Genomic DNA, 22,913 nt, shown 5'->3' with positions numbered 1-22,913 from the left:
TTCCGGACGGGCGAGAATGGTGGTTCTCGCTCCGCTCCGGGGCGTGGAACCCACGTTCCGGAAGGGCTCTGCAGCACATGGACAGCCTGGTGGATGACGAACCGCTCGCCCATGTCGTGGCGGTCGCCGACGAGCTCTTCTTCACGTACGGCGTGCACGCGGTGACGATGCAGCGCATCCGGTCCGAGGCCGGGGTGCCGCTGAAGAAGCTCTACGGCATGTTCCCGTCCAAGGACGCGCTGCTCGCCGCCTGCCTGGAGCGGCGCGACGTGATCGCGCGCTCCGCCCTCGCCGACCGGGCCGAGAAGTCCGACGACCCGGTGGAGCGGGTCCTCTCCGTCTTCGACTTCCTGGACGACTGGTTCCGCCAACCCGGCTTCCACGGCTGCGTGTTCGCGGGCGCGTTCGGCGAGGCGGGCGCTGCCGCACCCGTCGTGGTGAGCGCCGTGCAGGCCCACAAGCAGAGCCTGCGCGAGCTGGTGACGGGGCTCGTGGCGCGGACCGAGGTACGGCATCCGGACGCGGTGGGCGCGCAGTTGGCGGTGCTGTTCGACGGCGCGATGGCGTTGGCCACCTTCACCGGCGACACGGACGCCGCACGGCACGCACGCGAGGCCGCGCAGACCGTGCTCGCCGCGGCCCTGCGGGACTGACCCGGTCGCGGCGGGACCGTTCCGGCCGCCGGCCCGATTCGACGCGCGCGCCCCGCTGCGCACTCCCCCACCGCTCGGCAGCGCACCCGGCAGGCCGCGCCCCGGCACGGCCCCCCAGCCGTGCCGGGAGCCGCCCCCGGCGCCGGGGCCGACCCTGACCGGCCCCGGTGCGGCGCGTGGCGCGGGCCCCGCCGCCTCCGCCCCGTCAGAGGTGCGGGTCCCGGTGCGCCGCGCGTCGGCCGTGCGTGCCTCTCGCCGTCCGTCCGGCTCCGGCTGTGTGCTGCGCGCCCGGAGTGGAGTGGACGGCCGCCCTGTGGACGAGTGCCGCGTTCGCCATGAGTCCCCCGATTCATGTTGCTTCACGCTGCTTGCGGCCGCACGGGCCTAGGGCCTGTCGTTTGGATCAGGCCCTAGCAAGGCCGAGTGTCCCGGCAGGGTTTCGCAGGATGCCAGGTGTTTCGGGCGGGTCCGAAAGACCTGGCGCCGAAGGGTGGTTGAGGGCATGACTGGGGGGGTGTGCTGACGGCGGGGCCGTGTCGGCGTACAACTGCCGCATGTCCATGTACGACAGCCGTCACAGCGATCAGAGCAGTCCCAGCCGTCCCAGCCGTGTCGAGTCGCCGGGCGTCGTCGCCGCGCGGCTCACCGGGCGTTCCGTGGCCGGGGTGCGGCCGCTGTCGGCCGCGCTGGCCGAAGTCGCCCTGGACGGCGGGCAGTCCGTGATCGTGAAGCGTGCCTCGGGACCGGGGGCCGTGGCCGCCGAGGCGGCGGGGCTCGCCTGGCTCGCGGATGCGGGAAGCGTCCGCGTCCCTGCGGTGCACGGGTACGACGCGGACTGGCTTGTGCTCGACCGCGTGCCGACGGGGCGTGCGAGCGCGGCGGGAGCGATGCGTTTCGGGCGTGCCCTGGCCGCGCTGCACGCCTCGGGCGCGGAGGCGTTCGGCGCGCCGCCGCCGGGCGGGCCCGTGGACGCGTGGATCGGCTCGGCTCCGATGCGCAACGTCACGGGCGGCGACTGGCCCGCCTGGTACGCGGAGCAGCGCGTGGCGCCGTATCTGCGGCGCGCGGTCGACGCCGGGACTCTGCAGCCCGGCGAGGCACGCGTGGTGGAGCGGGTCTGCGAGCGGCTGCCTCGACTCGCGGGCCCCGCCGATCCGGCGGCGCGGCTGCACGGCGACCTGTGGAGCGGCAACGTGCTGTGGGACTCGGACGGCGAGGCCTGGCTGATCGACCCGGCCGCGCACGGCGGGCACCGCGAGACCGACCTGGCGATGCTGCACCTCTTCGGCTGCCCGCAGCTCGACCGGATCCTCGACGGCTACGCGGAGGTCGCGCCGCTCGCCGCCGGGCACCGGGAGCGGATCGGCCTGCATCAGCTGTTCCCACTGCTCGTGCACGCCGTGCTGTTCGGGCGCGGCTACGCGGAACAGGCCCTGGCCGCAGCGGAGTCGGCGCTCCGCGAGTGAGCGGCGGCGCGCGGGGTCCGGGCGGCCGGGCGGCCAGGCGGCCAGGCCGCAACTCGCCCGCCCCCAGCCCCGGCGCGCGCCCTCAACTTCCTTGCCCGCGGCTCCCTTTGCCCGTACGCGTCCGCCCGGGGCGCGTTGTCAGTGGCGGCCGATAGTGTCGTACGCATGAACGACGACGTACGCAACATCGTCCTCGGCGTGATCGCCACCGGGGTCGCCACGGCGATCGGCTGGTTCGCGCGTACGTACCTGTGGCGGCGCAGACTCCGGCGCAAGCAGCGGTTCTTCGGGCTGCCGGAGAACGCCGAGTGCCTGCTCGTCGTGAACGAGTCGGCGGGCAGCGGGAGTTGGACGGTGGCGCGGCGGGACGTGTTCGCGCTCCTCGAGCTGTACGCGTTGATCAAGGATTGCGGGGCCAAGGCGCAGATCGTCGCGCACGACGCAATGCAGCAGGGCTTCGGCGAGCGTACGGAGTTCTGCATCGGCGGCCCCGTGTCCAACCAGCGGATGGCGGCGCATCTGCGCACGCTGCTGCCCGGCGTCGAGGTCGACACGAGCGCCGAGCCGGGCCCCGACCGGGGTGCGATACGGGTGGGCGGGCAGGCCTACCGCTGGGAGCGCGGCGTCAGCGAGCACGTCCTGCTCGCCCGGCTCACCGGAGGCCGGTCCGCGCCGGACGCCCGCCCCGTTTTCCTCGCCTCCGGGCAGCACTCCAACACCAACCACGCGGCGGTGCGCTACCTCGCGCGCAACCACACCCGGCTGACGCGGAAGTACGGCGACGGCCCGTTCTGCCTGCTCCTGAAGGTCGTGAACCCGGAGGCGTACGGCCCGGACGTCGTGGAGCTGGCCGCCGACGTGACGCGCGCCGCGCTGCGCCCCAGCCCGATACCGACGCCCGCGCCGGCCCCCGCGGCCGATCCCGGGTGACGCGGAACGGGACTGCGGGCCGCAGCGCCGTATCCTCCACTGCGGGACGGCAGGCGAACAGAGGACGGGCACGTGGCGAGCAGTGCGGGTGGTACGGAGCGGATGTCGTTGAGCGCCCAGGCGCGCGAGGCGGTCCGTGAGCGCATCGTCGACCGGCGGTACGCGCTGGGGTCACGGCTGGTCGAGCGGGAGATCGCCGAGGAGCTGCAGATGTCCCGCGTGCCCGTGCGGGAGGCGCTGCGCGCGCTGGTCGCCGAGGGCCTGCTCGAACTGCTGCCGCACAGCGGAGTGCGGGTGCGGCGCCTGGAGCGCGGCGACGTCCAGCACCTCTACGAGGTGTGGGAGCCCCTCGCCGTACAGGCCTCGCGGCTCGCGGCGCGGCGGGTGGCCGAGCACGCGCCGAAGGAAGCGGCCGGGCTGACGCGGCTGCGCAGCACCCTGGAGCACGCGGACACGGCCTCGCGGTCCGACGACGGGGCGCGTGAGGTGGCCGCGCACACCGCGTTCCACGAGGGCATCGTCGCCCTCGCCGACAATCCGCTCCTGGAGCGGATGATGGAGCAGCTCAGCTGGCAGCTGCAGCTGCTCTTCGGGATGCGCTCCGAACCGGACCACATGCGGGCCCAGCACCACGCGATCTTCCGGCACATCGCCGAGGGCGACGAGGAGACCGCGGCGGCCAGCACGCTCCTGCACGTCCGGGACAGCCGGGCCGTGGCGCTGCGGTCGCTCTTCGACGACGAGAACGAGAGCCGCAGCGCGGACGCGCGCTGAGGAACCCCCGGCGCGGGGCGAGCCGACCCGAGGCGAACGCCAGTCGGGCGTCAGGCGGACGTCAGTCGGGCGTCAGGCGGGCCGGCCTCGGCCCGGCACCAGGGGCCGGTATACCAAGGTCGATTTCACTAAAGGACATTAGCGACACCAGACGCCATACGACCCCAAATTTGATCACGGCTCCTTGTCACGGGCTCCTGGTCGGTATACAAAATGGGAAACGCGGTCCTCCGCTCCCGCGTACGCCCGTCCGCACTACCGTCCTGGAGCCACCCCATGTGCGTCGAGAACACCCCGCCCCCGTCCTCCAAGCTGACCCGACGCGGCATCCTCGCGGGGGCCGCGGCGCTCGCCGGCACCACGGCCGCGCTCGCCGCCGCCGCTCCGCGTACCGCCGCTGCCGCCGAGAGCGGCGCGCAGCGGACCTCCGGCGCCGGGCAGGCCACGACGGGTGACCTGGTCATCGAGGGCGGCACGCTGCTCGACCCGGCGACCGGCGAGGTCACCGAGGACGCGGTGGTCGTCATCGTCGACGGCATCGTGCACGCCGCCGGCGCCCGCAGCCGTACGCAGGTCCCGGACGGCATCGAGAAGCTGGACGCGCAGGGCAGCTGGATCCTGCCGGGCCTCGTCGAGGCGCACGTCCACCTGAACACCGCGGCCGAGGCCCGCGACGCCGTCCGCCAGGGCGCCACCAGCGCCCGCTCCGGCTCGACCAACTTCTACCAGGACATCGCCGTACGGGAGTTGGCGCGGCAGGTGCCGCAGCTGGCCCCGCGCCTGCAGGCCGCCGGCGTCTTCGTCTCGCCCGACCTGGGCGACACGATCCTGGCCGACCCCGACCTCACCCCGCTGGCCAAGCTGAAGGACGGCGTGCGCTCGCACGAGGCGCTGCGCCGCGTCGTCGAGATCAACCTGGCCCGTGGCGCCGACGTCATCAAGACCCGCGTCAACGAGCGCGCCGGTCTGCCGGAGCAGGACCCGCAGGTCCAGGTGTACGACCGCGAGCAGCTGTCCGCGGTCGTCGACGCCGCGCGCCGTGGCGGCAAGGGCGTGCTGTGCCACAGCTACGCCGAGAAGGGCTGCCACGACGCGGTCATGGCGGGCGTGCGCTCCATCGAGCACGGCGCGTTCATCGGCGAGCACACGCTGCAGGAGATGAAGCGCCGCGGCACGTACTTCACGCCGACCCTCTCCGCGATGGCCGGCATGGTCGACTCCCCCGACCCGATCCTCGCCGAGCGCGGCCGCACGTTCCTGGCGGCCGCCAAGGAGCGGGCGCTCGCCGCGCACAAGATGGGCGTGCCGCTCGCCGCGGGCACCGACTCGTCCGGCGGCAAGATCAAGCCGATCGGCCGCGAGGTGGAGCTCATGCGCGAGGCCGGTCTGCCCGCGCTCGACGCGATCCGCACCGCCACCACCGGCGCCGCGAAGCTCCTCGGCCTGGAGGGCAAGGCCGGTCGCCTGGCCCGCGGCTTCGCCGGCGACGTGGTGCTCGTGGACGGCGACCCGTTGGCCGACGTGCGCGTCCTGAAGACGCCCAAGCGCGTGGTGCGTTCGGGCGTCGCGCTCTGACCTTCCTTCCTGGCGTGGGCGGGTGGCCCCGGCACGAACCAAGGTCCGCCGCCCGCCCCGCCGTTCCCGTATGTCCTCGTAGCTCCCGAAGGAGACTTCCATGACGCCCCTGTCCCGCCGCGGCATGATCGCCGGTGCCGCCGCTCTGGCCGGTACCGCCACCGCGTTCTCGGCCGGTTCCTCCTCCGCCGCTTCGCGTGGGCGTCACGACGACCGTCCGTCCAGGGCCGTCGTGTTCCGCAACGTCCGCCCGTTCGGCACGGCCAAGCCCGTGGACCTGGTCGTCGTCGACGGCAAGATCACGGACGGTCCGGCTCCGGGCGGTGCGCGCGTCGTCGACGGCGGCGGGCGGGTCGCGCTGCCGTCCCTGGTGGACGCGCACATCCACCCGGACAAGACGTCGTGGGGCGGCGACTGGGTCTCGCGCAAGCCGGCGAGCAGCATCGCCGAGTACTGCGAGCAGGACGTCGAGCTGTTCAAGTCGCAGAAGCGCACGGTCGGCGAGCGCTCCTACGGCCTGATGGCGCACGCCGTGACCCGTGGCACCCGCGCGATGCGCGCCCACGTGGACGTGGCGCCCGCGTACGACCTGGCCGGTGTGGAGGGTGTGGCCGAGGCCCGCAGGAAGCTGGCGCACGCCCTTGACGTGGAGATCGTGGCGTTCCCGCAGCACGGTGTGGTGCGTACGCCCGGTACGGCCGAGCTGCTCGAGGAGGCGGCGCGCGGCGGGCAGATCGACTTCGTCGGCGGCATCGACCCGATCAGCTTCGACAACGCGATGGACGAGCAGCTCGACCTGATCTTCGGTCTGGCCGACCGGCACGGCATCGGCGTCGACATCCACCTGCACGACCGGGACGACAAGGGCCTGAAGGTGATGCAGGCGATCATCGAGCGCACGCGCGCGCTCGGCCTGCGCGGCAAGGTCAACGTCAGCCATGTCTTCTGCCTGCCGGGCCTGTCGGACGCCGACCTCGGCAAGATGGCCGCGGACCTGAGCGACCTGGACATCTCCCTGACGACGGTGGCCCCGAACGAGTCGCTGGTGCTGCCCGTCGGCAAGCTGCAGGAGCACGGCGTGCGCGTCGGCCTCGGCTCGGACGGTGTGCGCGACTCGTGGAGCCCGTTCGGCAACGCCGACATGCTGCACCGCGCGCACATCCTCGGCTGGGTCACCGACGTCCGCCTGGACGACGAGCTGAACCACGTGTACGACGTGGCGGCGCACGGCGGCTCGGACGTCATGCAGCTGGACCGCACCGACCTGAAGGCCGGCTCGCCCGCCGACTTCGTCCTCGTCAAGGGCGAGGGCGCGCCGCAGGTCGTGGTGGACATGCCGCAGCGTGACCTCGTCGTGAAGGGCGGCCAGGTCGTGGCCCGCGACGGCGAGCTGGTCTGAGGGTCCTGAGGTCCTGACGTAGCACGTCCCGCGCGGTTGGCGGTGGCGCCGTCCGTCCCTGCGGGCTCGTCCGCAAGCGCCGGACGGGCTGGATCTCCAGCTCGTCCGGCGCTTTGCGATGTCGTACGGTCCTGGCCATGCCGCTGCTGCTGCCGCGGTCCGAGGTGGGCCTCGGGGAGCGTGAAGCGGTTCGTACGCCGTAGGGCCGTGGGCCGGGCTCGCCGGTCTTTCCCCTACTCGCCCCTTCCCGTAAGCCTGCGGCGCTTGTTCTTCGGCTTGCCCGTCGTCGTGGCTGATCGCGCAGTTCCCCGCGCCCCTAAAGGGGCACGTGAATTCGGCCCCTCCACCTAAGCCCCGTACCAGACCGTCGTCACGTTGCAGAACTCTCGGATGCCCTCCTCCGCCAGTTCCCGGCCGTAGCCGGAGCGTTTGGCGCCGCCGAAGGGGAGGCCGGGGTGGGAGGCGGTCATGCCGTTGACGAAGACGCCGCCCGCCTGGATGTCGCGGACGCAGCGGGCGATGTCGTCCTCGTCGCGCGTCCAGACGTTGGAACTCAGGCCGAACGGCGTGTCGTTGGCGAGGGCGACGGCCTCGTCGAGGCTGTCCACGCGGTAGAGGGTGGCGACCGGGCCGAAGGCCTCCTCACGGTGGATGCGCATGTCCTCGGTGATGCCGGCCAGGACGGTCGGGGTGTAGAACCAGCCGCCGTCAAGCCGTTCCGGGCGGCCGCCGCCGCAGAGGACGGTCGCGCCCTTGGCCACCGCGTCGTCGACGAGCGCCTCCAGGTCCTTGCGGCCCTGTTCGGAGGAGAGCGGGCCGACGTCGGTGTCCTCGGACATCGGATCGCCCACGGTCAACTCCCGCATACCGGCGACGAATCGGTCGCGGAACGCGTCGTGGACGTCGGCGTGCACGATGAACCGCTTCGCGGCGATGCAGGACTGGCCGTTGTTCTGCACGCGCGCGGTGACCGCGGTTGCCGCGGCCTTCTCGACGTCGGCGCTGGGGAGCACCAAGTACGGGTCGCTGCCGCCCAGTTCGAGGACCGTCTTCTTGACCTCGTCACCGGCGACCGAGGCGACGGCGCGGCCGGCGGGTTCGCTGCCGGTCAGGGTCGCGGCGGCCACGCGCGGGTCGCGCAGCACGCCCTCGACGGCGCCCGAGCCGATCAGGAGCGTCTGGAAGCAGCCCTCGAAGTAGCCGGCGCGCCGGAACAGCTCCTCCAGGTAGAGGGCGGTCTGCGGGACGTTCGACGCGTGCTTGAGCAGGCCGACGTTGCCCGCCATCAGGGCCGGCGCGGCGAACCGTACGACCTGCCAGAGCGGGAAGTTCCACGGCATCACGGCGAGGACCGGGCCGATGGGACGGTAGCGGACTACGGCGCGGACGGCGCCCGAGTCCTCGACGTCTCGCGCCTCGGGCTTCTCGTCGGCGAGCAGGGACTCGGCGTGCGCCGCGTACCAGCGCATCGCCTTCACGCACTTCGCGGCCTCCGCGCGCGCCGCCTTGAGGGGTTTGCCCATCTCCAGGGTCATGGTGCGCGCCACGTCGTCGATGTCCGCCTCCAGGAGGTCGGCCGCGCGCTCCATGAGCTTGCCGCGGTCGGCGAAGGAGGTGAGGCGGTGCTTGCGGTACGCCGCCTCGGCCGTGGCGAGCCGTCGTTCCACCTCCTCGGGGGTGAGCGCCTCGAACGTCTTCAGCGTCTCTCCCGTGGCGGGGTTGACGGTGGCGATGGGCATGAGGTTCCTCCTCCTCGTACGCAGGCTGTACCGGCCCCCTCCCCCTCGACCCTCGCTCGCCACGGCCACGCCCGCAACGCCGTACGCAACGGGCCTGGTCAGGGGCGTACGAGTCGGGGACGGACCGGGGAAGGCGCGTCGGCGTCGAAGGGCCGGCCCTGCCGGCCTCGTTCATGGGGCGCGCACGACCGGGCGTTCGTCGAGGCTCGCCTGGCCGAGATCCGTCGGTTCCGGGCGGGGAGGCCCCCGAGGGCTTCCCGCAGCTGATGCGGTTCCGGCGCCGGCGCCGGCGGCAGCGGCCGACGCGTCCTGACACCCGCCCACCCCACCTTCACGACGCCGACTTCCCTGCTGACGAGCACTTCTGACGAGCACTTCTGACGAGCACTTCTGACGGGATCTCACTCTTGTTGCCGTGACCGCCTTCGCGCATTCTTGGGGCCTCAGCAGGACGGGCGCGCACGCCCCGGCCCCGGCACCAGGAAAGGCGGCACCGCCGATGAGCGTCCGATGAACGTCGAGGATTTCTCCGACCGCAAGGGCGTCGCCCTGGTCGCGGGCGGCACCGGAGGCATCGGGGCGGCGATCGTGCGCACCTTGGCGCGGCGCGGCAGCGAGGTGGTGTTCACGTACCGCAGCAGCGAGGTCGCCGCGCACCGGCTCGTCTCCGAGCTGAGCGCCGAGGGGCGTCAAGTGCACGCGCTACGGGCCGACTTGACCGACGAGGCGGCCGCCGCGAGCGCGGTCACCGGGGCGGCCGAGGCGCACGGCGGCCTGCATACGTTGGTGTACGCGGCCGGGCCGCACGTGCCCATGGTCCACCTCAGCCAGGTTCCGCCGGCCCGCTACCGGGAGCAGCTGCACGCGGACGCGGCGGCGTTCTACCAGCTCGTCCACCCCGCGCTGCCGGCGCTGCGGGCGAGCGGCGGCAGTCTGGTCGCGGTGACGACGGCGGCCACCAGTCGCTTCCCGGTGCGCGACGGGCTCTCCACCGGGACGAAGGGCGCGGTGGAGGCGGTCGCGCGCGCCCTCGCCGCGGAGGAGGGCCGGTACGGGGTGCGGGTCAACTGCGTCGGCCCCGGCATGCTCACCGACGGCATCGCGGCCCGCCTCATCGACAGCGGGGAGCTGGACGAGGAGGCGCTGGCGGTGACGCGGCGCAACATCCCGTTGCGGCGCTTCGGCCGCGCGCAGGACATCGCGGAGGCTGTGGCGTTCCTCGCCTCGGACCGGGCCGGGTTCATCACCGGTCAGAGCCTGGCCGTGGACGGCGGGTACAGCGTGTGAGGGCGCGGCGCACAGGGGGTCTCCTTCAAGTCCCGTGCTGCCAGGACCCGTTGGCGGCTTGTGCAAGGAGAGTCCGTACGCGTTCCGGGCGAGGGGCGGATGCGTACCGCGCAGGGCGCCTGCCCGGTCCATTCCGTTCTTGACCTGCACGGACCGTGGTAGACATGGCGCGCACAGGGACGCCGTGCCACACGCCCCCCCTGTCCCCCCCCCGGATCGCAGCAAGGAGATCGACGCCCCCATGGACAGTGCCGGCGCCACGCGCCAGGTGGAGTACGAGCAGATGCTCCTCGGCCGCTATCTGCACCTGCACAAGTCGAAGGGCCGCAGCCGGGGCAGCACCCTCGACCGCAGCGCGTACATCCTGTTGAGCCGGATCCGGATGCAGGGGCCGATGTCGATCGGGCAGCTCTGCGAGGCCTTCGGGCTCGACGCCTCGACCCTCAACCGGCAGACGGCCGCGGCCGTGCGGTCCGGTCTCGTGGAGCGCATACCCGACCCCGAAGGCGGCGCCGCCCGCAAGTTCCGCATCACGGCCGAGGGCGAGCAGCGGCTCGACCAGGAGCGCGAGGGCATCGTCGAGAGCCTCGGGGCGATCATGGCCGACTGGACGGAGGACGACATCACCTCGTTCGCCGAGCACCTCAAGCGGTTCAACACCGACATCGAGCGCATCGACGGCCGCCCCTGGCCGCGCCCCTGACACCTCGGCCCGCAGCTACGCGCGAACACGTGGCCTCGGACTCCCCCGGCGTTAGTCAACGGCGCGGTGCTTCCCGTCGACGGAGGCCGGTCCGCGCCGCGCCTCGACGGCGGGGCTGCTCCGGCACTCGCGGCTCGTCCGTGTCACCACTGTCCGTGTCACTCGCGCCGTCGCTCGCGCCCGCCTCGGCCTCCCTCGGCACCGAGAACGTGAGGGCCATCGAGAGCCAGGCGTAGACGGGTCCGAGCGCGTTCATCGCGATGACGCAGATCCAGGCGGCCCACGGGTTTCCCGGGTCGTAGCCGAAACCGCCGAAGTACGTGGCGAAGTAGCTGGCGAAGCCGAAGAACATCCCCGGGACCAGGGAGAACAGCGGGATGCGGCCGGTGTACATGAGCGCCGAGTTGAGCACCAGGATGCACAGCGCCCCGAACGCGTTGCGGGCGAGTTGGCTGTCGCCGAAGGCCGTGCCCGCGTTGGTCTCCGCGAGGACGATGAGCAGCGCGTAACTGGAGCCCACCGGCATCGCGCACCACAGCCGCTTGGCGTGGAACAGGGTGGGGCCGCCGAGCAGGAAGACACCCGCCCAGGAGATGAAGATCGCCCACGGCGGCAGATGGAGTGCGGTGCCGCCGACGAACGCGGTGGTCGCCGCGAGCACGGAGGCGACGATCTCGTGCGGGATGCGCTCGCGCACGGCCGGGTTGGCCGCCGGGCGGATCCATTTCCCGGCCTTTCCGGTGCTTCCGGTGCTTCCGGTGCTTCCGGTGCTTCCGGTGCTTCCGGGTTTTCCAGCGTTTCCGGTGTTTCCGGTGTTTCCGGTCATGTGTCAGAGCACCTCCACGCCCACGGCCGGGGCGGCCGTCAGCTCGGTCGTACGGGACGAACGGGCCACGATCCGCCCGGACTTGATGACGGCCGTGCGCACCGGCCGCTCGATGAGGACCCCGTCGACGTCCTCCGTGTCGACGACCACCAGGTCCGCCACGGCGCCCACGTGCGTGCCGTAGTCCGCCTCCGGCAGGCCCACCACGCGGGCCGCGTCGTACGTCACCATGCGCAGCACCCGGCGCAGGTCGGCCGGGCCCGCGAGGTGGCCGAGGCGGGCGAGGAGGAGGGCGGTGTCGAGGACGTCTCCGGTGCCGTACGGGGTGAAGGCGTTGCGGATGTTGTTGCTGGAGCAGGCGGTGAGGACGCCCGCGTCCCAGAGTTCGCGTACTGGGGCGAGGCCTCGGCGTACGGCGGTGGTGTCGCCGCGGCCGCCGAGGAACAGGTCGGTGGCGGGCAGCGGCACCACGGCCACACCGGCCTCGGCGAGCGCCTTCAGGGCCGCGCGCCGCTCCCCGGGCGGGCGGCCGCCGAGGGAGGTGGCGTGGCCGAGGGCGACCCGGCCGCCGAGGCCGCGCGCCGCGGTCTGCTCGGCGATGAACTCGGCGAGCGCGAACCGCGGATCGGCGCCGTCGTCCGCGAAGTCGGCGTGCAGATCGGCCGGTACGCCGTACTCGACGGCCAGGTCGAGGACGATCTCGACGTGCCGGCGGCAGAGGTCGGGGGACAGCTCGCCGTAGGTGCAGCCGCCGACCGCGTCCGCGCCTGCGGCGAGCGCCCGGTGCAGGAGCTCGATCGTGCCGGGCGCCTTGAGGATGCCCTCCTGTGGGAAAGCGACCACCTGCAGGTCGATCAACTCGGCCCAGGTGTCCCGGAGTTCGAGCATCACGTCGAGTCCGGTGAGGCCCGCGACCGGGTCGACGTCGGGGTGGGCGCGCAGGGTCGTGGTGCCCTGCGTGACGCACATGCGCAGCACCTGCTCGGCGCGGGCGCGCACCTCGTCGTGGGTGAAGCCCGCCTTCAGTTCGGCGGTGACGCGGATGGCGTCGGCGAGCGTGCCGGCGGGATGCGGGTGGGTGAGGTCGAGGAGCGCCTTGTCCGGGTGCAGATGGGACTCGACGAACCCGGGCAGGACCACGCGGCCCGCACAGTCGAACTCCTCGGCCCCGTCGGGCAGTTGGGCGTCGAGCCGGTCGTCCGGCCGGGGGCCGATCGCGTGGATGCGGCCGTCCCGGACGAGCACGTCCGTGGGGTCGGGCGCGGCCTCCAGGCGCGCGTTGCGCAGCAGCAGAGCGGTCACGGTGGGTCTCCTTGCCTGCTCGTGTCGAAGAGTGCGGAGAGAGGGGTGCGTGTACGGCGCTGCGGGTGCGGGCTCGCGGAGCCGGGGGCCGCGTACGGGCGGGTCCGGCCGGCGGAGGTTCAGAGGACGCCGGGGAAGTCCGCCTTGCGGATCATCGCGTGGACGCCCTTCACACTGTCCACGACCTGCGACACCTCGAAGTCGGCCGCCGCGCTGAGATAGGCGTACGCGGTGGCACGGTCCATGCCGGTGCGGCTGGTGAGGAACGCGAGCGCGGACCGTACGCACTGGCGCAGCGCCTCGTCGAGGTCCGCGTCGAGGCCGAGGGCGATCCAGTGCGTACGGGTCTCGGCGAACGGCTCGCCGAGCAGGCCCGTGACGCGCCGCGCCGCCTCGCCCCGTACGAGCGAGAGGCGGACGGTGGCGCGGAGCGGGGCCTCCAGGGCGGTGAGCGCGACCTCGCCGTTGCCCTGCGCGAAGTGCGGGTCGCCGGCGTGGAACCCGGCGTCTTCGACCTGCACGGGAAGGTAGAGGGACGAGCCGGTGTCGAGGTGCTTCACGTCGAGGTTGCCGCCGTGGCTGCCGGGCGGGATGGAGTTGACGGGCGTGTCCTCGGCACTCGCGACGCCCATGATCCCGACGAAGGGGTTGAGCGGGAAGCGGGCCCGGTGTGCGTCCCCGTACCGGAGGAGTCCGAACTCGGAGCCGTCCGGCTGCCGTTCGACGGTACAGAAGGCGGTGACGGTGCCGATCGGCATGCGGCGCAGGTCCGGGTCGGTCAACTCGGTGTCAGGCTCGGGGAGTTCGCCAGGCAGGGCGCCGCGGTTGTGGCGGTTGGAGATGATGCCGTAGTGGGTGCGGCGGTACAGGGAGAGCGTCTCGACGCGCAGCAGGTCGCCGGGCCTGGCCCCGCGCACCGCGACCGGCCCGGTGACGATGTGCGGGCCCAGCCGTTCCGTCTCGTCGCACGCCAGGTCGGACTCGGCGATCTCGCGGGCGTCGGCGAGCACGTCGCCCGCGGGCACCCCGTGGTCGCCGAAGAACGCGACCGGGTCGCGGCCCTGGTCGGGCAGGATGCCCTCGTGCGAGACCAGGTCGAAGGTGACCGTGTCCCCGTCGGCCACGGTGAGCACCGGCTTGCTCGCGGCGTTCGGCAACTCGCCCCAGCGGGCTGTTTCGGCGCTGGTGCGCAGGTGGTGCCGGCCGTCGACGGGGAGTTCGCCGGCGCCGGGCGCATACGAACGGGCCTGCGCGGTGGCCACGGAGGGAGCGGCACTGTGAGGCATACGTGTCCTTCGGGTCGGGGCGCGCCCCTGCGGGCGCGGGCCACGGGTCGGGTACGGGTGCGGGTGCGGTGCGGCTCGGGCTGTACGTGGGGGGCGGTGCGGGTTGGGAGGGGCGGGGGCGACTCGGTCGGGCCTGGCTCGGTCGGGCCTGGCTCGGTCGGGTCTGGCTCGGTCCGGCTCGCCTGTTGGGTCGGCGCGGTTCGGTCAGCTCGGTCCGGACGATTCGGGCCGGGCCGCACGGGTCGAGCATGTGCGGATCCCGCTTCGGGTGTGTTACGCGTCGGCGGCCGGTGTGTTCCGTACCGGGACGCGCACGGCGGGGCCCGAAGTGCCGTACTGCGGAACGGAGTTGGCGGTGGGTCCCGGCACGATGCGGGTGCCGGAGTGGCCACGCAGGGCCCGGCCGAGCGCCTCGGGCGAGGTGACGAGGACGCTGCTGCCGCCCGCCGCGAGGAAGTCGAGGGCGGCACGCACCTTGGGGCCCATGCTGCCCTCGGGGAACTGGCCGTCCGCGAGGTGGCGGCGGGCCTGGACCAGGTCGAGGCGGCGCAGTTCGCGGGCGCGGGGCGTGCCCCAGTCCAGGGAGATGCGGTCCACGCCGGTCGTGACGATCAGCTCGTCGGCGCCGATGCCGGTGGCGAGCAGCGCGGAGGTGGCGTCCTTGTCGACGACGGCCTCCACGCCCTGCAGGACGCCGCCGGGTCCTACGGTCACGGGGATGCCGCCGCCCCCGCCCGCGACGACCACATGGCCCGCGGACAACAGGGCGGCCACGGCGTCCTGTTCGACGATGCGTACAGGGGCGGGCGAGGGCACGAGGCGACGCCAGCCGCGCCCCGCGTCGTCCCCGACGACCCAGCCGTGCCGGTCGGCGAGCCGCTCGGCCTCGGCGCGCGAGAGGTGGGCGCCGATGGGTTTGGTGGGCCGGGCGAACGCCGGGTCGTCGGTGTCGACGACGGTGTGCGTGAGCACGGCGACCGGCGGCGGGGCCGCGGCCGGGAGTGCGGTGGACAGAGCGCGGGTCAGGATGCAGCCGAGCCCTCCTTGCGAGTCGGCGACGCACATGTCCAGGTGCGGGGAGGGCAGTTGGGGGTCGATCTCGGCGGCGAGGTCGGCCCGTCGCTTGATCAGGCCGACCTGCGGACCGTTGCCGTGCGTGACGACGACGCGGTGCCCGGCGCGGACCAGGGCGGCCACCGGAGCGGCGAGCCGCCTGGCCGCGTCGTACTGCTCGGCGAAGGTGGCGGGTCGGCCCTCTCGCAGCAGTGCGTTGCCGCCTACGGCGAGGACGGTGAGCGGGGCCGCGGACGGCGTGCGCGGCGCTGAGGTTGCGGAAAGCGCAGGTCGTGGAGGCATGCCAGGACGATAGGAAGGCCGGCCCTGGGGGTCATGGGCAGGCGGTGCCAGTGTGTGCGAGGGTGCGTTGACGCCTGCTGACAGTGTTCGGCGGGCCGGGGCGCGGGACGTGGCGCGGGCGGCGAGCGGCGCGCGCCGCCCGCGAGGCTTGCGGTCCGCCCGCAGGGCCGAGTCGGCCCGGTGCTCGGGGCGCTTGAACCCACCCCTGCGCGGGAGAAGTTGAGCCGCAGGGCCGCGCAAAAATCGTATACAACATTCTGCCAACAGCGTTTACAGCCATCCTGGACCCGCCCATAGTGGGCGGGGTGGCCCGAGCAGCAGCGAACACCGCATACCGGTCCGTGCCCGACCAGCGCACAGTCGGGCGCGCCTCCGGCGCGCCCGCCGAGGACGCCACGGACGACGCCACGGACACCACGGACACCACGGACACCGGCGCGACCCTGACCGTCGCCCGCGCCCTGGAGTTGCCCGCCCTCAGCGGCGCGCGGCTCGTCGCGGGGCGGGCCGGGGCGCGGCGGGCGATCCGGGTCGCCAACATCATGGAAGTGCCGGACATCATCCGCTGGATGCGCGGCGGCGAGTTCCTGCTCACCACCGCCTACGCGGTCCGCGACGACGAGCGGGCGCTGACCGCGCTCGTGCCCGAGCTGGCCGGCCGCGGGCTCGCCGCGCTCGGCGTGAAGGTGGGCCCGTACCTGCCGAGGCTGCCGGCGGCGATGCTGCGGTGCGCGGACGAACTCGGCTTCCCGATCGTGGAGTTGCCGGGCGAGGTGATGCTGAACGACATCCTGTCCGAGGTCATCGGCACGGTCCTGAACCGGCAGGCGCTCAGCCTGGAGCGCTCCCAGGCGCTGCGCAACCGGCTCTCGCAGGCCGTGCTGCACGGCGGCGGCTACCGCGACCTGGTCGACGCGCTCGCCCAGGAGACCGGCGCCGCCGTGGCCGTACGGTCCGCGGACGGCACGGTGCTCGCGGCGGCGGGCCCACCGCCCGAGGGGGCCGCGCCGACCCTGGCGCGGCCGATCGCCGTGGGCAGCCGCTCCGGCGGCGAGGTCGCCCTGTGGGCGCCCGCGGGCCACGCGGTGGACGAGGAGCAGGTGCTCGCCGTCGAGCACGTGGCGAGCCTGGCCGCGATGCTCGCCGTGCAGGAGCGGGTGCTGGCCGAACGGGAGCGCCGCTACCGCACGTTGCTCCTCACCGAGCTCGTGTCGCACCCGCCGCGTGACCGCGCCGAGTCCACCCGGCGGGCCGCGGCGCTCGGCTGGGACCTGGAGCGGCCGCGCGCCGCCGTGGTCGTCGAGGTCAGCGGCGGTACGGGCGCCGGGGACGTACGGGTGCAGGAGGAGCGGCTGTTGTCGGCGGCGCGGACCGCGCTCGGCTCGCACACGCCCGCCTGGGGCACGCCCGGCGGCCTCACCCTCCTCGTGGAGCCGGGCCGTTCGCTCGGGGTGGCCTGCCGGGCCCTGCAGCGCGCGGTGCTCGCCGCGTGCCCCGCGCACACGGTCGCGTTGGCCGCGGGCACGGTGCGGGAGGACTTCGCCGAGCTGCACCTCAGCCACAGCGAGGCCCTGTCGACTCTGGCGCTCGGCCGTGAACTGGACGGCCTGGAGGGCTCGTTCATCCGGCTGCACGCGGAGAGCGGGGTCTACCGGCTGCTCGACCAGCTGCCCACGGACGAGCTGCGCGGCCTGGTCGACGACGCGCTCGGGCCGCTGCTCGCGTACGACGCCGAGCACGACGGGTCACTGGTGCACAGCCTCGCGGTCTATCTGCGGCGCGACCGCAACGGCGTGGAGACCGCCGACGAGCTGCACATCCACTACAACACGCTGCGCTACCGGCTGAAGCAGATCGAACGGCTCACCGGCGCACCGGACAAGGATCCGATGCGCCGGCTGCAGACCGAACTCGCCGTGCACGCCCACCGCTTGCTCAGCGCACGGGCGCGCTGACCCCCTCCGCCGTACGGGCGCGGTCGGCCGTACGGGCCGCGGCCGCGGCGCGCAGCTGGGGCAGTGAGAACAGCACGTAGAAGATCGCCCCGGTGAGCGGCAGGGCGTGCCACAGGGCGTCGCCGAAGCCGAAGCCGAGGACCAGGTTGACGGCGAGCCCGGCCGTGAACGCCCACACGGCACGCCAGTTGACGGCGGCGACGGCGGCCTCCGAGAGGTCGTAGCGGCCGCGCCGGAGCAGGAAGTAGTCGGCGATGAGGATGCCGGGGATCAGCGGGATCGCGTAGCCGAGGTAGCCGAGGTACGTCAGGAACGCGTCGAGGATGCCCGCCGTCAGGCCGTAGTAGGCGAGGCCGCACGCCAGGAGGCCGGCGACGACGTTGACGGCGATGCGGGGCACGTCGATGGCGGTGCGCCCGGCGAGGCTCGCCGCGTACATGTTGTTGACCTCGTGCGGGAAGCCCTGCACGAAGATCGCGAAGGCGGCGAGCGCGCCGACGCCGACCGCGCTGAAGGCGGCGCCCATGTCGCCCATGCCGACGCCGAGTCCGAGCAGGATGCCGAGCAGGTTGAAGCCGAAGTTGCCGACCATGAACTCGGCGAGAGTCGTGGTGTACACCGTCGACGTGGACTTGCCGAAGCGGGTGATGTCGGGGGTGACCGTCGCGCCGGTCATCCACTTGTTCACCCCGAGGGCGAACATCGCGAGCACCGTCGCCTCGCCCGCGCGGGCGGGTTCGGCGCCGACGATCCGGCCGAGCCCGCCCGCGTGCTCGACGGCGGCGACCACGGCCACGATCACGGTGGCCAGCATGAGCGGCACGCTGATCCGGCCGACCCAGGTCAGGCCCTTGCCGAAGCCGACGATGGAGAGGGCGGTGTAGATCGTGCTGAGGACCACGCAGTACACGAGGCCGAGCCACGGGTCGTCGCCGCCGGGCAGGACGCCCGCCGTGATGCCCGTGCTGTAGCCGACGAAGCCGGCGGAGAGCAGCGCGATCACGAAGGACGGGAGTCGGCTGCCGTTGCGGCCGAAGGCGACCTTCAGGCCGAGGGCGGTGGTGATGCGCTCGCGCTGCCCCATCAGGCCGCACAGGATCGACACGACGCTGACGACGAGCGAGGAGCCGAGGGCGATGGCGAGCGCCGTCCAGAACGGGAAGAACAGGCCGAGCGACATGCCGTAGAGCAGATCGGTCGCCGACACCGTGAAGCCCATCCGGACCAGGGTGATGGAGAGCGTGGAGCGGGACTCGTCGGGCGGCAGCCGGTCGGCGGCGAAGTCCTCGGTCGCCTCGGCGGCGCGCCGGGCCCGCGTACGGGCGTCGTTGTCGTCGGAACCTGCCGGTATGGGAGGGGAGTTGGACTCTGCGGACTCTGCGGACTCTGACGCGGAGGGATTGCCGTGATGCATCGACATACGCGGACACCTCTTGGGGTTCGTCTGCGACGGGATGGGGGTGCCGGCGGTGTGCGGGGCCGGAGGCGCGGAGAGCGGTGCTCTCGTACGGGACACGGAGTGCTGGTCCGTGTGCGTCATGAGCGGGCGCGACGGTCGTGCCGGGACGGGCACGGCCGTCGACTCCGCGCGGTGACACGGGTGTTCATCAGATGCTCGCCGTCCGCGCACCCCTGGTCACTGTCAGGCGCTGCCGGTGATCGACGGGTGCGCACTGGCACCGTTCGCCGAAGACCGCCGCGTGGCCGGACCGTACGGTCGGGGCATGGAGCGAACCCCTGACGAAACCGGCCCCCGGTCCGCTGTCGGATCCGGTTCCGAACCTTCCGTCCTCAACTCCGTGCGCCGCGACACCTACGCGGACTCGGTCGCCCTGATGCGCGCGGCGCGGCAACTCTCCGAGCTGCCCGGCGTCGACGTCGCCAGTCTGGTCATGGCGACCGCGGCCAATCTGCGGCAGCTCGCCGACGCGGGACTGCTCACCGACGACGGCCGCGAAGCCGGCCCCAACGACCTGATCGTGGCGCTGCGCGGCGAGCCCGCGGCCCTCGCGAGCGCCCTCGACGGGGTGCGCGGCCTCCTCGAACAGCCCGACAGCGGCGGCTCGGACGGCGGGGTCTCCCCCGACGAGCCGGCGCCGCGCGCCCTCACCGAAGCGGACCCGGCCGCCGCACTCGCGCTGATCTCCACACCCGGGCCGTACGCGGGCGCGGAGGCGCTGAAGGCGCTGCGCTGCGGCATGCACGCCTTCGTGTTCAGCGACAACGTCCCGCTCGCGCAGGAGGTCGCGATCAAGCGCGAGGCGCACGCGCGCGGCCTGCTCGCCATGGGCCCGGACTGCGGCACGGCCCTCATCGACGGGGTGCCGCTCGGCTTCACCAACACGCTGCGACGGGGCCGTACGGGCCTGATCGGCGCTTCCGGCACGGGACTTCAGCAGGTGTCGTGCCTCCTGGACGCCTGCGGCGAGGGCGTACGGCAGATGATCGGCACGGGTGGCCGCGACCTGAGCGCGGAGGTCGGCGGGGTCACGACGCTCGACGCGTTCGAGCTGCTCGACGCCGACCCGGGCTGCGCGCTGATCCTGCTCGTGTCGAAGCCGCCCGCGCCGGCGGTCGCCGAGCGGGTCCTGGAGCGCGCCCGCCGTTCGGCGAAGCCGGTGGTCGCCTGCTTCCTCGACGGGACCCGGCCGTACTCCTCGGGCCGGCTCACCGTGGTCGGCACGCTGCGCGACGCGGCGTACACCGCGGTGCGGCTGCTCGGCGGGTCCGTGCCCGAGCCGTTCGAGACGCCTGAACTCCCCTCCCCCGGCGGGCACTTGCTGCGGGCGCTCTATGCGGGCGGCACGTTCGCGTACGAGGCGCGGCAGCTGCTGCCGTCGGCGGTCACCGAGACCGACGGCTCGGGAACCGAGATCGTGCTGCCCGACCGGCACTTGATCCTCGACCTGGGCGACGACGCGTACACGGCGGGCCGCCCGCACCCGATGATCGACCCGACCGTGCGCGCCGCGCACCTGCGGGCCGCGCTGCGGGACCCGCGGACCGCCGTGGTGGTCCTGGACGTGGTCCTTGGGCACGGCGCGGGCGCGGACCCGGCCGGGCCGCTCGCCGCCGAACTGGAGCAGGTGCAGGACCGGGAGCGGCCGCACGTGGTGGCGTTCACGGTGGGCACGGACCGCGATCCGCAGGGCGCCGCCGAGCAGCGGGAGCGGCTGCGGCGGGCGGGCGCGCTGCTCGCGCCGAACAGCACGGACGCCGCCCGGCACGCCGTGGCACTTTTGCCGAATCGTGCACCACGCGCGCGTGCCGCAGCCGATCTGACCCCCGCGGGAGGACACGCATGAGCACAGTCACGGTCGAAGCGCTGCTCGGTGCGGCGCCCGCCCACATCGCCGCCGTCGGCGTGCCCGATTTCGCCGAGGTGCCCAGGACCGCGGGCGCCGACGTCACGGCGCTCGACTGGCGGCCGCCCGCCTCGGGCGACCCGGAGCTCGCGTGGAAGCTGGCCCAACTCACGGCGCACGCGCGCGTGGAGGCCGCCAACGCGGAGGCGGTGTCCCGGCTCCTCGCCGTCCGCCCGGTGTGGCGGGACGTGCTGCCCGCGCGGGAGGCCCTGCCCGTCCTGGACGACCGGGTGAGCGGCCGGCGGCTGCTCCTGCACGCCGGGCCGCCCATCACCTGGGAGCGGATGTGCGGGCCGATGCGGGCGGGCGTCATCGGGGCGGCGCTGCTCGAAGGCTGGGCGGACACCCCGGAGGCCGCCGAACGCCTGGCGGACTCGGGTGCGATCGACTTCGAGCCGTGCCACCACCACGACGCGGTCGGCCCGATGGGCGGCATCACCTCGCCGTCGATGCCGCTCCTCGTCGTCGAGGACCCGGCCACCGGCCGCCGCTCCTACTCCAATCTCAACGAGGGCGCGGGCCGCTGTCTGCGGTACGGGGCGCTCGGCGACGACGTGATGGACCGCCTGCGCTGGATGGGCGGGACGCTGGCGCCCGCCCTGCGCGAGGCGTTGAAGGCCCTGCCGGACGGGGTCGACCTGCGCACGGTCACCGCCCAGGCGCTGCAGATGGGCGACGAGTGCCACAGCCGCAACACGGCCGCGTCCATGCTGCTGCTCCGCGAGCTGGCCGCGCCCCTGTCCCGTACGGCGGACGGCCCCGAGGTCATCGACTTCCTGGCCGACAACCACTACTGGTTCCTCAACTTCTCGATGGCGGCGGCCAAACTCGCCACGTCCGCGGCCGCCGGCGTGCCGGACTCGACGCTCGTGACGGCCTTCGCGCGCAACGGCGTCGAGGTCGGCATCCGCGTCGGCGGTCTCGGCGACGCCTGGTTCACCGCGCCCGCGACCCACATCCGCGGCATGTACTTCGCCGGGTACGGGCCCGACGACGCCAACCCGGACATCGGCGACAGCGCGATCGCGGAGACGTACGGGCTCGGCGGCTTCGCGCTCGCGGCGGCCCCCGCGATCACCGGGTTCGTCGGCGGCACCGTGGAGGAGGCGCTGCGCATCACCCGGGACATGGCCCGCATCACGCTGACCCGGCACGAGGCGTACCGCCTGCCGATGCTCGGCGGGATCGGTGCCCCGGTCGGCATCGACGTACGGGCCGTCCTGGACACGGGCATCGTCCCGATCGTCACGACCGGCATCTCGCACCGCGAGCCGGGCATCGGCCAGATCGGCGCGGGCCTCACGCACGCACCGCTGGAGTGCTTCCGCAAGGCACTTGAGGCGTTCCCGGTCCCGGCCGGGGAGGAGCTGGTTCCGGCCGGGGGCGTCCCGGCGTGAGCCCAGCGGCTCCGCACTGCGCGGCATCCTCCCTCGCCGCCGCCGATGTGCTGGGGCCGCCTCGTCCCGCCCGCGTGGTGGCCGCGACGCGCGGCGCGCTGTATCTGCTCGTGCGGGGCAGCAGCGCGCCGCTGGCGCTCGTGGCGTACGACGCGGTGCGGGTGCCGGCCGCCGTCGTCCTGCCTGCGGGCGCGGGCGCGGAGCCCTTCGCGGGGCTCGGCGTCGGCCGCAGCGGCCGGGTGGGCGGCGGCCGGCTCGCCGTGGGGCCGCTGTGCCTGACGGCCGAGGTGTCCTGGGCACCGCCCCGCGCCCAGGACACCCCACCGGGCCCGGCCCTCGCCGCGCTCGCCCGCCTCGCGCCGCCGCGCCCGCTCCCGGCGGAGGTGCGGCCTGCGGCGGCGCGGACCGCGCGGGCGCTGGCGGGCGCTCCCGCGCATGTCCTGCGCGAGGCGGCAACGGCTCTCCTCGGCCTCGGCCCCGGCCTCACCCCGTCCGGGGACGACTTCCTCTGCGGCCTGCTCCTCGCCGCCCACGCGGCCCCTCAACCCCCGTCCTGGGCAGCCGAGTTGACGGCTCTGGCCGCGCGCGCCTCCTCGTACACCTCCCTGGTCTCGGCGGCCCTGCTGCGGCACGCGGCCGACGGCCACTGCATCGACCAGGCGGCCCGGGTCCTCCGCGCCGCGGCCACCGGCGCCGACCTCGCGCCCCCGCTGAACGCCCTGCTCGCCGTCGGTCACAGCTCGGGCGGCGACCTGCTGCAGGGGCTGTGCACGGGGGCACGGGCGATCAGCGGGGAGCCCGGGGGCGCGCGGGCAGGTCGGCTCTCTCGTGGCAGTCCGGGGTTCCCTGGCAGCGGCCACGCCGATACGCTCCAGTAACATCGCGGCGCGGCGGCACACT

Annotated in this window: 18 protein-coding genes; 12 read left to right on the top strand and 6 right to left on the bottom strand. The window is 73.8% G+C overall.

Annotated features, from left to right (window positions below):
• The first annotated feature begins 77 nt into the window (after positions 1–77).
• From QIS96_RS14330 to QIS96_RS14305, 6 genes are all read left to right on the top strand, one after another.
• Positions 78–653, top strand: coding sequence for a TetR/AcrR family transcriptional regulator (locus QIS96_RS14330; protein WP_282542934.1), 576 nt, complete (start codon positions 78–80; stop codon positions 651–653).
• 554 nt (positions 654–1,207) lie between these two features.
• On the top strand, positions 1,208–2,119 hold the full coding sequence (locus tag QIS96_RS14325; protein WP_408907184.1) for a fructosamine kinase family protein: 912 nt from the start codon (positions 1,208–1,210) through the stop codon (positions 2,117–2,119).
• A gap of 165 nt (positions 2,120–2,284) precedes the next feature.
• Positions 2,285–3,049: a hypothetical protein gene (locus QIS96_RS14320; protein ID WP_282542933.1), complete on the top strand. Its 765-nt coding sequence runs from the start codon at positions 2,285–2,287 to the stop codon at positions 3,047–3,049.
• 102 nt (positions 3,050–3,151) lie between these two features.
• Positions 3,152–3,823 (top strand): GntR family transcriptional regulator, encoded by a 672-nt coding sequence (locus QIS96_RS14315; protein ID WP_282543044.1) that lies wholly within the window; start codon positions 3,152–3,154, stop codon positions 3,821–3,823.
• 276 nt (positions 3,824–4,099) lie between these two features.
• Positions 4,100–5,398: an amidohydrolase family protein gene (locus QIS96_RS14310; RefSeq protein WP_282542932.1), complete on the top strand. Its 1,299-nt coding sequence runs from the start codon at positions 4,100–4,102 to the stop codon at positions 5,396–5,398.
• A 100-nt stretch (positions 5,399–5,498) separates the two neighbouring features.
• A complete protein-coding gene (locus tag QIS96_RS14305) occupies positions 5,499–6,797 on the top strand; it encodes an amidohydrolase (RefSeq protein WP_282542931.1) in 1,299 nt (432 codons plus the stop codon).
• A gap of 347 nt (positions 6,798–7,144) precedes the next feature.
• On the opposite strand, the gene QIS96_RS14300 is transcribed toward QIS96_RS14305, so the two are convergent.
• Positions 7,145–8,536: an NADP-dependent succinic semialdehyde dehydrogenase gene (locus tag QIS96_RS14300; RefSeq protein WP_282542930.1), complete on the bottom strand. Its 1,392-nt coding sequence runs from the start codon at positions 8,534–8,536 to the stop codon at positions 7,145–7,147.
• A gap of 510 nt (positions 8,537–9,046) precedes the next feature.
• Here QIS96_RS14300 and QIS96_RS14295 point away from each other — a divergent pair.
• Entirely contained in the window at positions 9,047–9,823 is a 777-nt protein-coding gene (locus QIS96_RS14295; RefSeq protein WP_282542929.1) for an SDR family NAD(P)-dependent oxidoreductase, read from the top strand.
• A 241-nt stretch (positions 9,824–10,064) separates the two neighbouring features.
• Positions 10,065–10,526 carry a MarR family winged helix-turn-helix transcriptional regulator gene (locus QIS96_RS14290; protein WP_282542928.1) on the top strand — a complete coding sequence of 154 codons (462 nt, stop codon included), beginning with the start codon at positions 10,065–10,067 and terminating at the stop codon, positions 10,524–10,526.
• Between the two features lie 55 nt (positions 10,527–10,581).
• Here the strand turns inward: QIS96_RS14290 and QIS96_RS14285 are convergent, their stop codons facing one another.
• The 4 genes from QIS96_RS14285 to QIS96_RS14270 form a co-directional block, all read right to left on the bottom strand.
• Positions 10,582–11,352 carry a DUF1097 domain-containing protein gene (locus QIS96_RS14285; RefSeq protein WP_282542927.1) on the bottom strand — a complete coding sequence of 257 codons (771 nt, stop codon included), beginning with the start codon at positions 11,350–11,352 and terminating at the stop codon, positions 10,582–10,584.
• Positions 11,353–11,355: 3 nt separating this feature from the next.
• Positions 11,356–12,654, bottom strand: coding sequence for an amidohydrolase family protein (locus tag QIS96_RS14280; RefSeq protein ID WP_282542926.1), 1,299 nt, complete (start codon positions 12,652–12,654; stop codon positions 11,356–11,358).
• A gap of 119 nt (positions 12,655–12,773) precedes the next feature.
• Entirely contained in the window at positions 12,774–13,940 is a 1,167-nt protein-coding gene (locus tag QIS96_RS14275) for an acetamidase/formamidase family protein (RefSeq protein ID WP_282542925.1), read from the bottom strand.
• Between the two features lie 273 nt (positions 13,941–14,213).
• Positions 14,214–15,296 carry a carbamate kinase gene (locus QIS96_RS14270; RefSeq protein WP_282542924.1) on the bottom strand — a complete coding sequence of 361 codons (1,083 nt, stop codon included), beginning with the start codon at positions 15,294–15,296 and terminating at the stop codon, positions 14,214–14,216.
• Positions 15,297–15,601: 305 nt separating this feature from the next.
• On the opposite strand from QIS96_RS14270, the gene QIS96_RS14265 reads away from it, so the two are divergent.
• A complete protein-coding gene (locus QIS96_RS14265) occupies positions 15,602–17,251 on the top strand; it encodes a PucR family transcriptional regulator (RefSeq protein WP_282542923.1) in 1,650 nt (549 codons plus the stop codon).
• On the opposite strand, the gene QIS96_RS14260 is transcribed toward QIS96_RS14265, so the two are convergent.
• Positions 17,232–18,671 (bottom strand): purine-cytosine permease family protein, encoded by a 1,440-nt coding sequence (locus QIS96_RS14260; protein WP_282542922.1) that lies wholly within the window; start codon positions 18,669–18,671, stop codon positions 17,232–17,234. The genes QIS96_RS14265 and QIS96_RS14260 overlap by 20 nt on opposite strands.
• Positions 18,672–18,975: 304 nt before the next feature.
• On the opposite strand from QIS96_RS14260, the gene fdrA reads away from it, so the two are divergent.
• The 3 genes from fdrA to QIS96_RS14245 are packed head-to-tail and all read left to right on the top strand — an operon-like array spanning position 18,976 to position 22,891.
• Positions 18,976–20,556, top strand: a complete 1,581-nt coding sequence (gene fdrA / locus QIS96_RS14255) for an acyl-CoA synthetase FdrA (RefSeq protein ID WP_282542921.1) — start codon at positions 18,976–18,978, stop codon at positions 20,554–20,556.
• Positions 20,553–22,013, top strand: a complete 1,461-nt coding sequence (locus tag QIS96_RS14250) for a YlbE family protein (RefSeq protein ID WP_282542920.1) — start codon at positions 20,553–20,555, stop codon at positions 22,011–22,013. Before fdrA ends, QIS96_RS14250 begins: the two co-directional genes overlap by 4 nt.
• Positions 22,010–22,891 carry a DUF2877 domain-containing protein gene (locus tag QIS96_RS14245; RefSeq protein WP_282542919.1) on the top strand — a complete coding sequence of 294 codons (882 nt, stop codon included), beginning with the start codon at positions 22,010–22,012 and terminating at the stop codon, positions 22,889–22,891. The genes QIS96_RS14250 and QIS96_RS14245 overlap by 4 nt, the downstream gene beginning before the upstream one ends.
• Positions 22,892–22,913 lie beyond the last annotated feature (22 nt).

The organism is Streptomyces cavernicola (assembly GCF_029968035.1).
Lineage (GTDB): Bacteria > Actinomycetota > Actinomycetes > Streptomycetales > Streptomycetaceae > Streptomyces > Streptomyces cavernicola.
The sequence above is the reverse complement of the archived record's forward strand: the minus strand, read 5'-3'. Positions and strand labels throughout refer to the sequence as shown.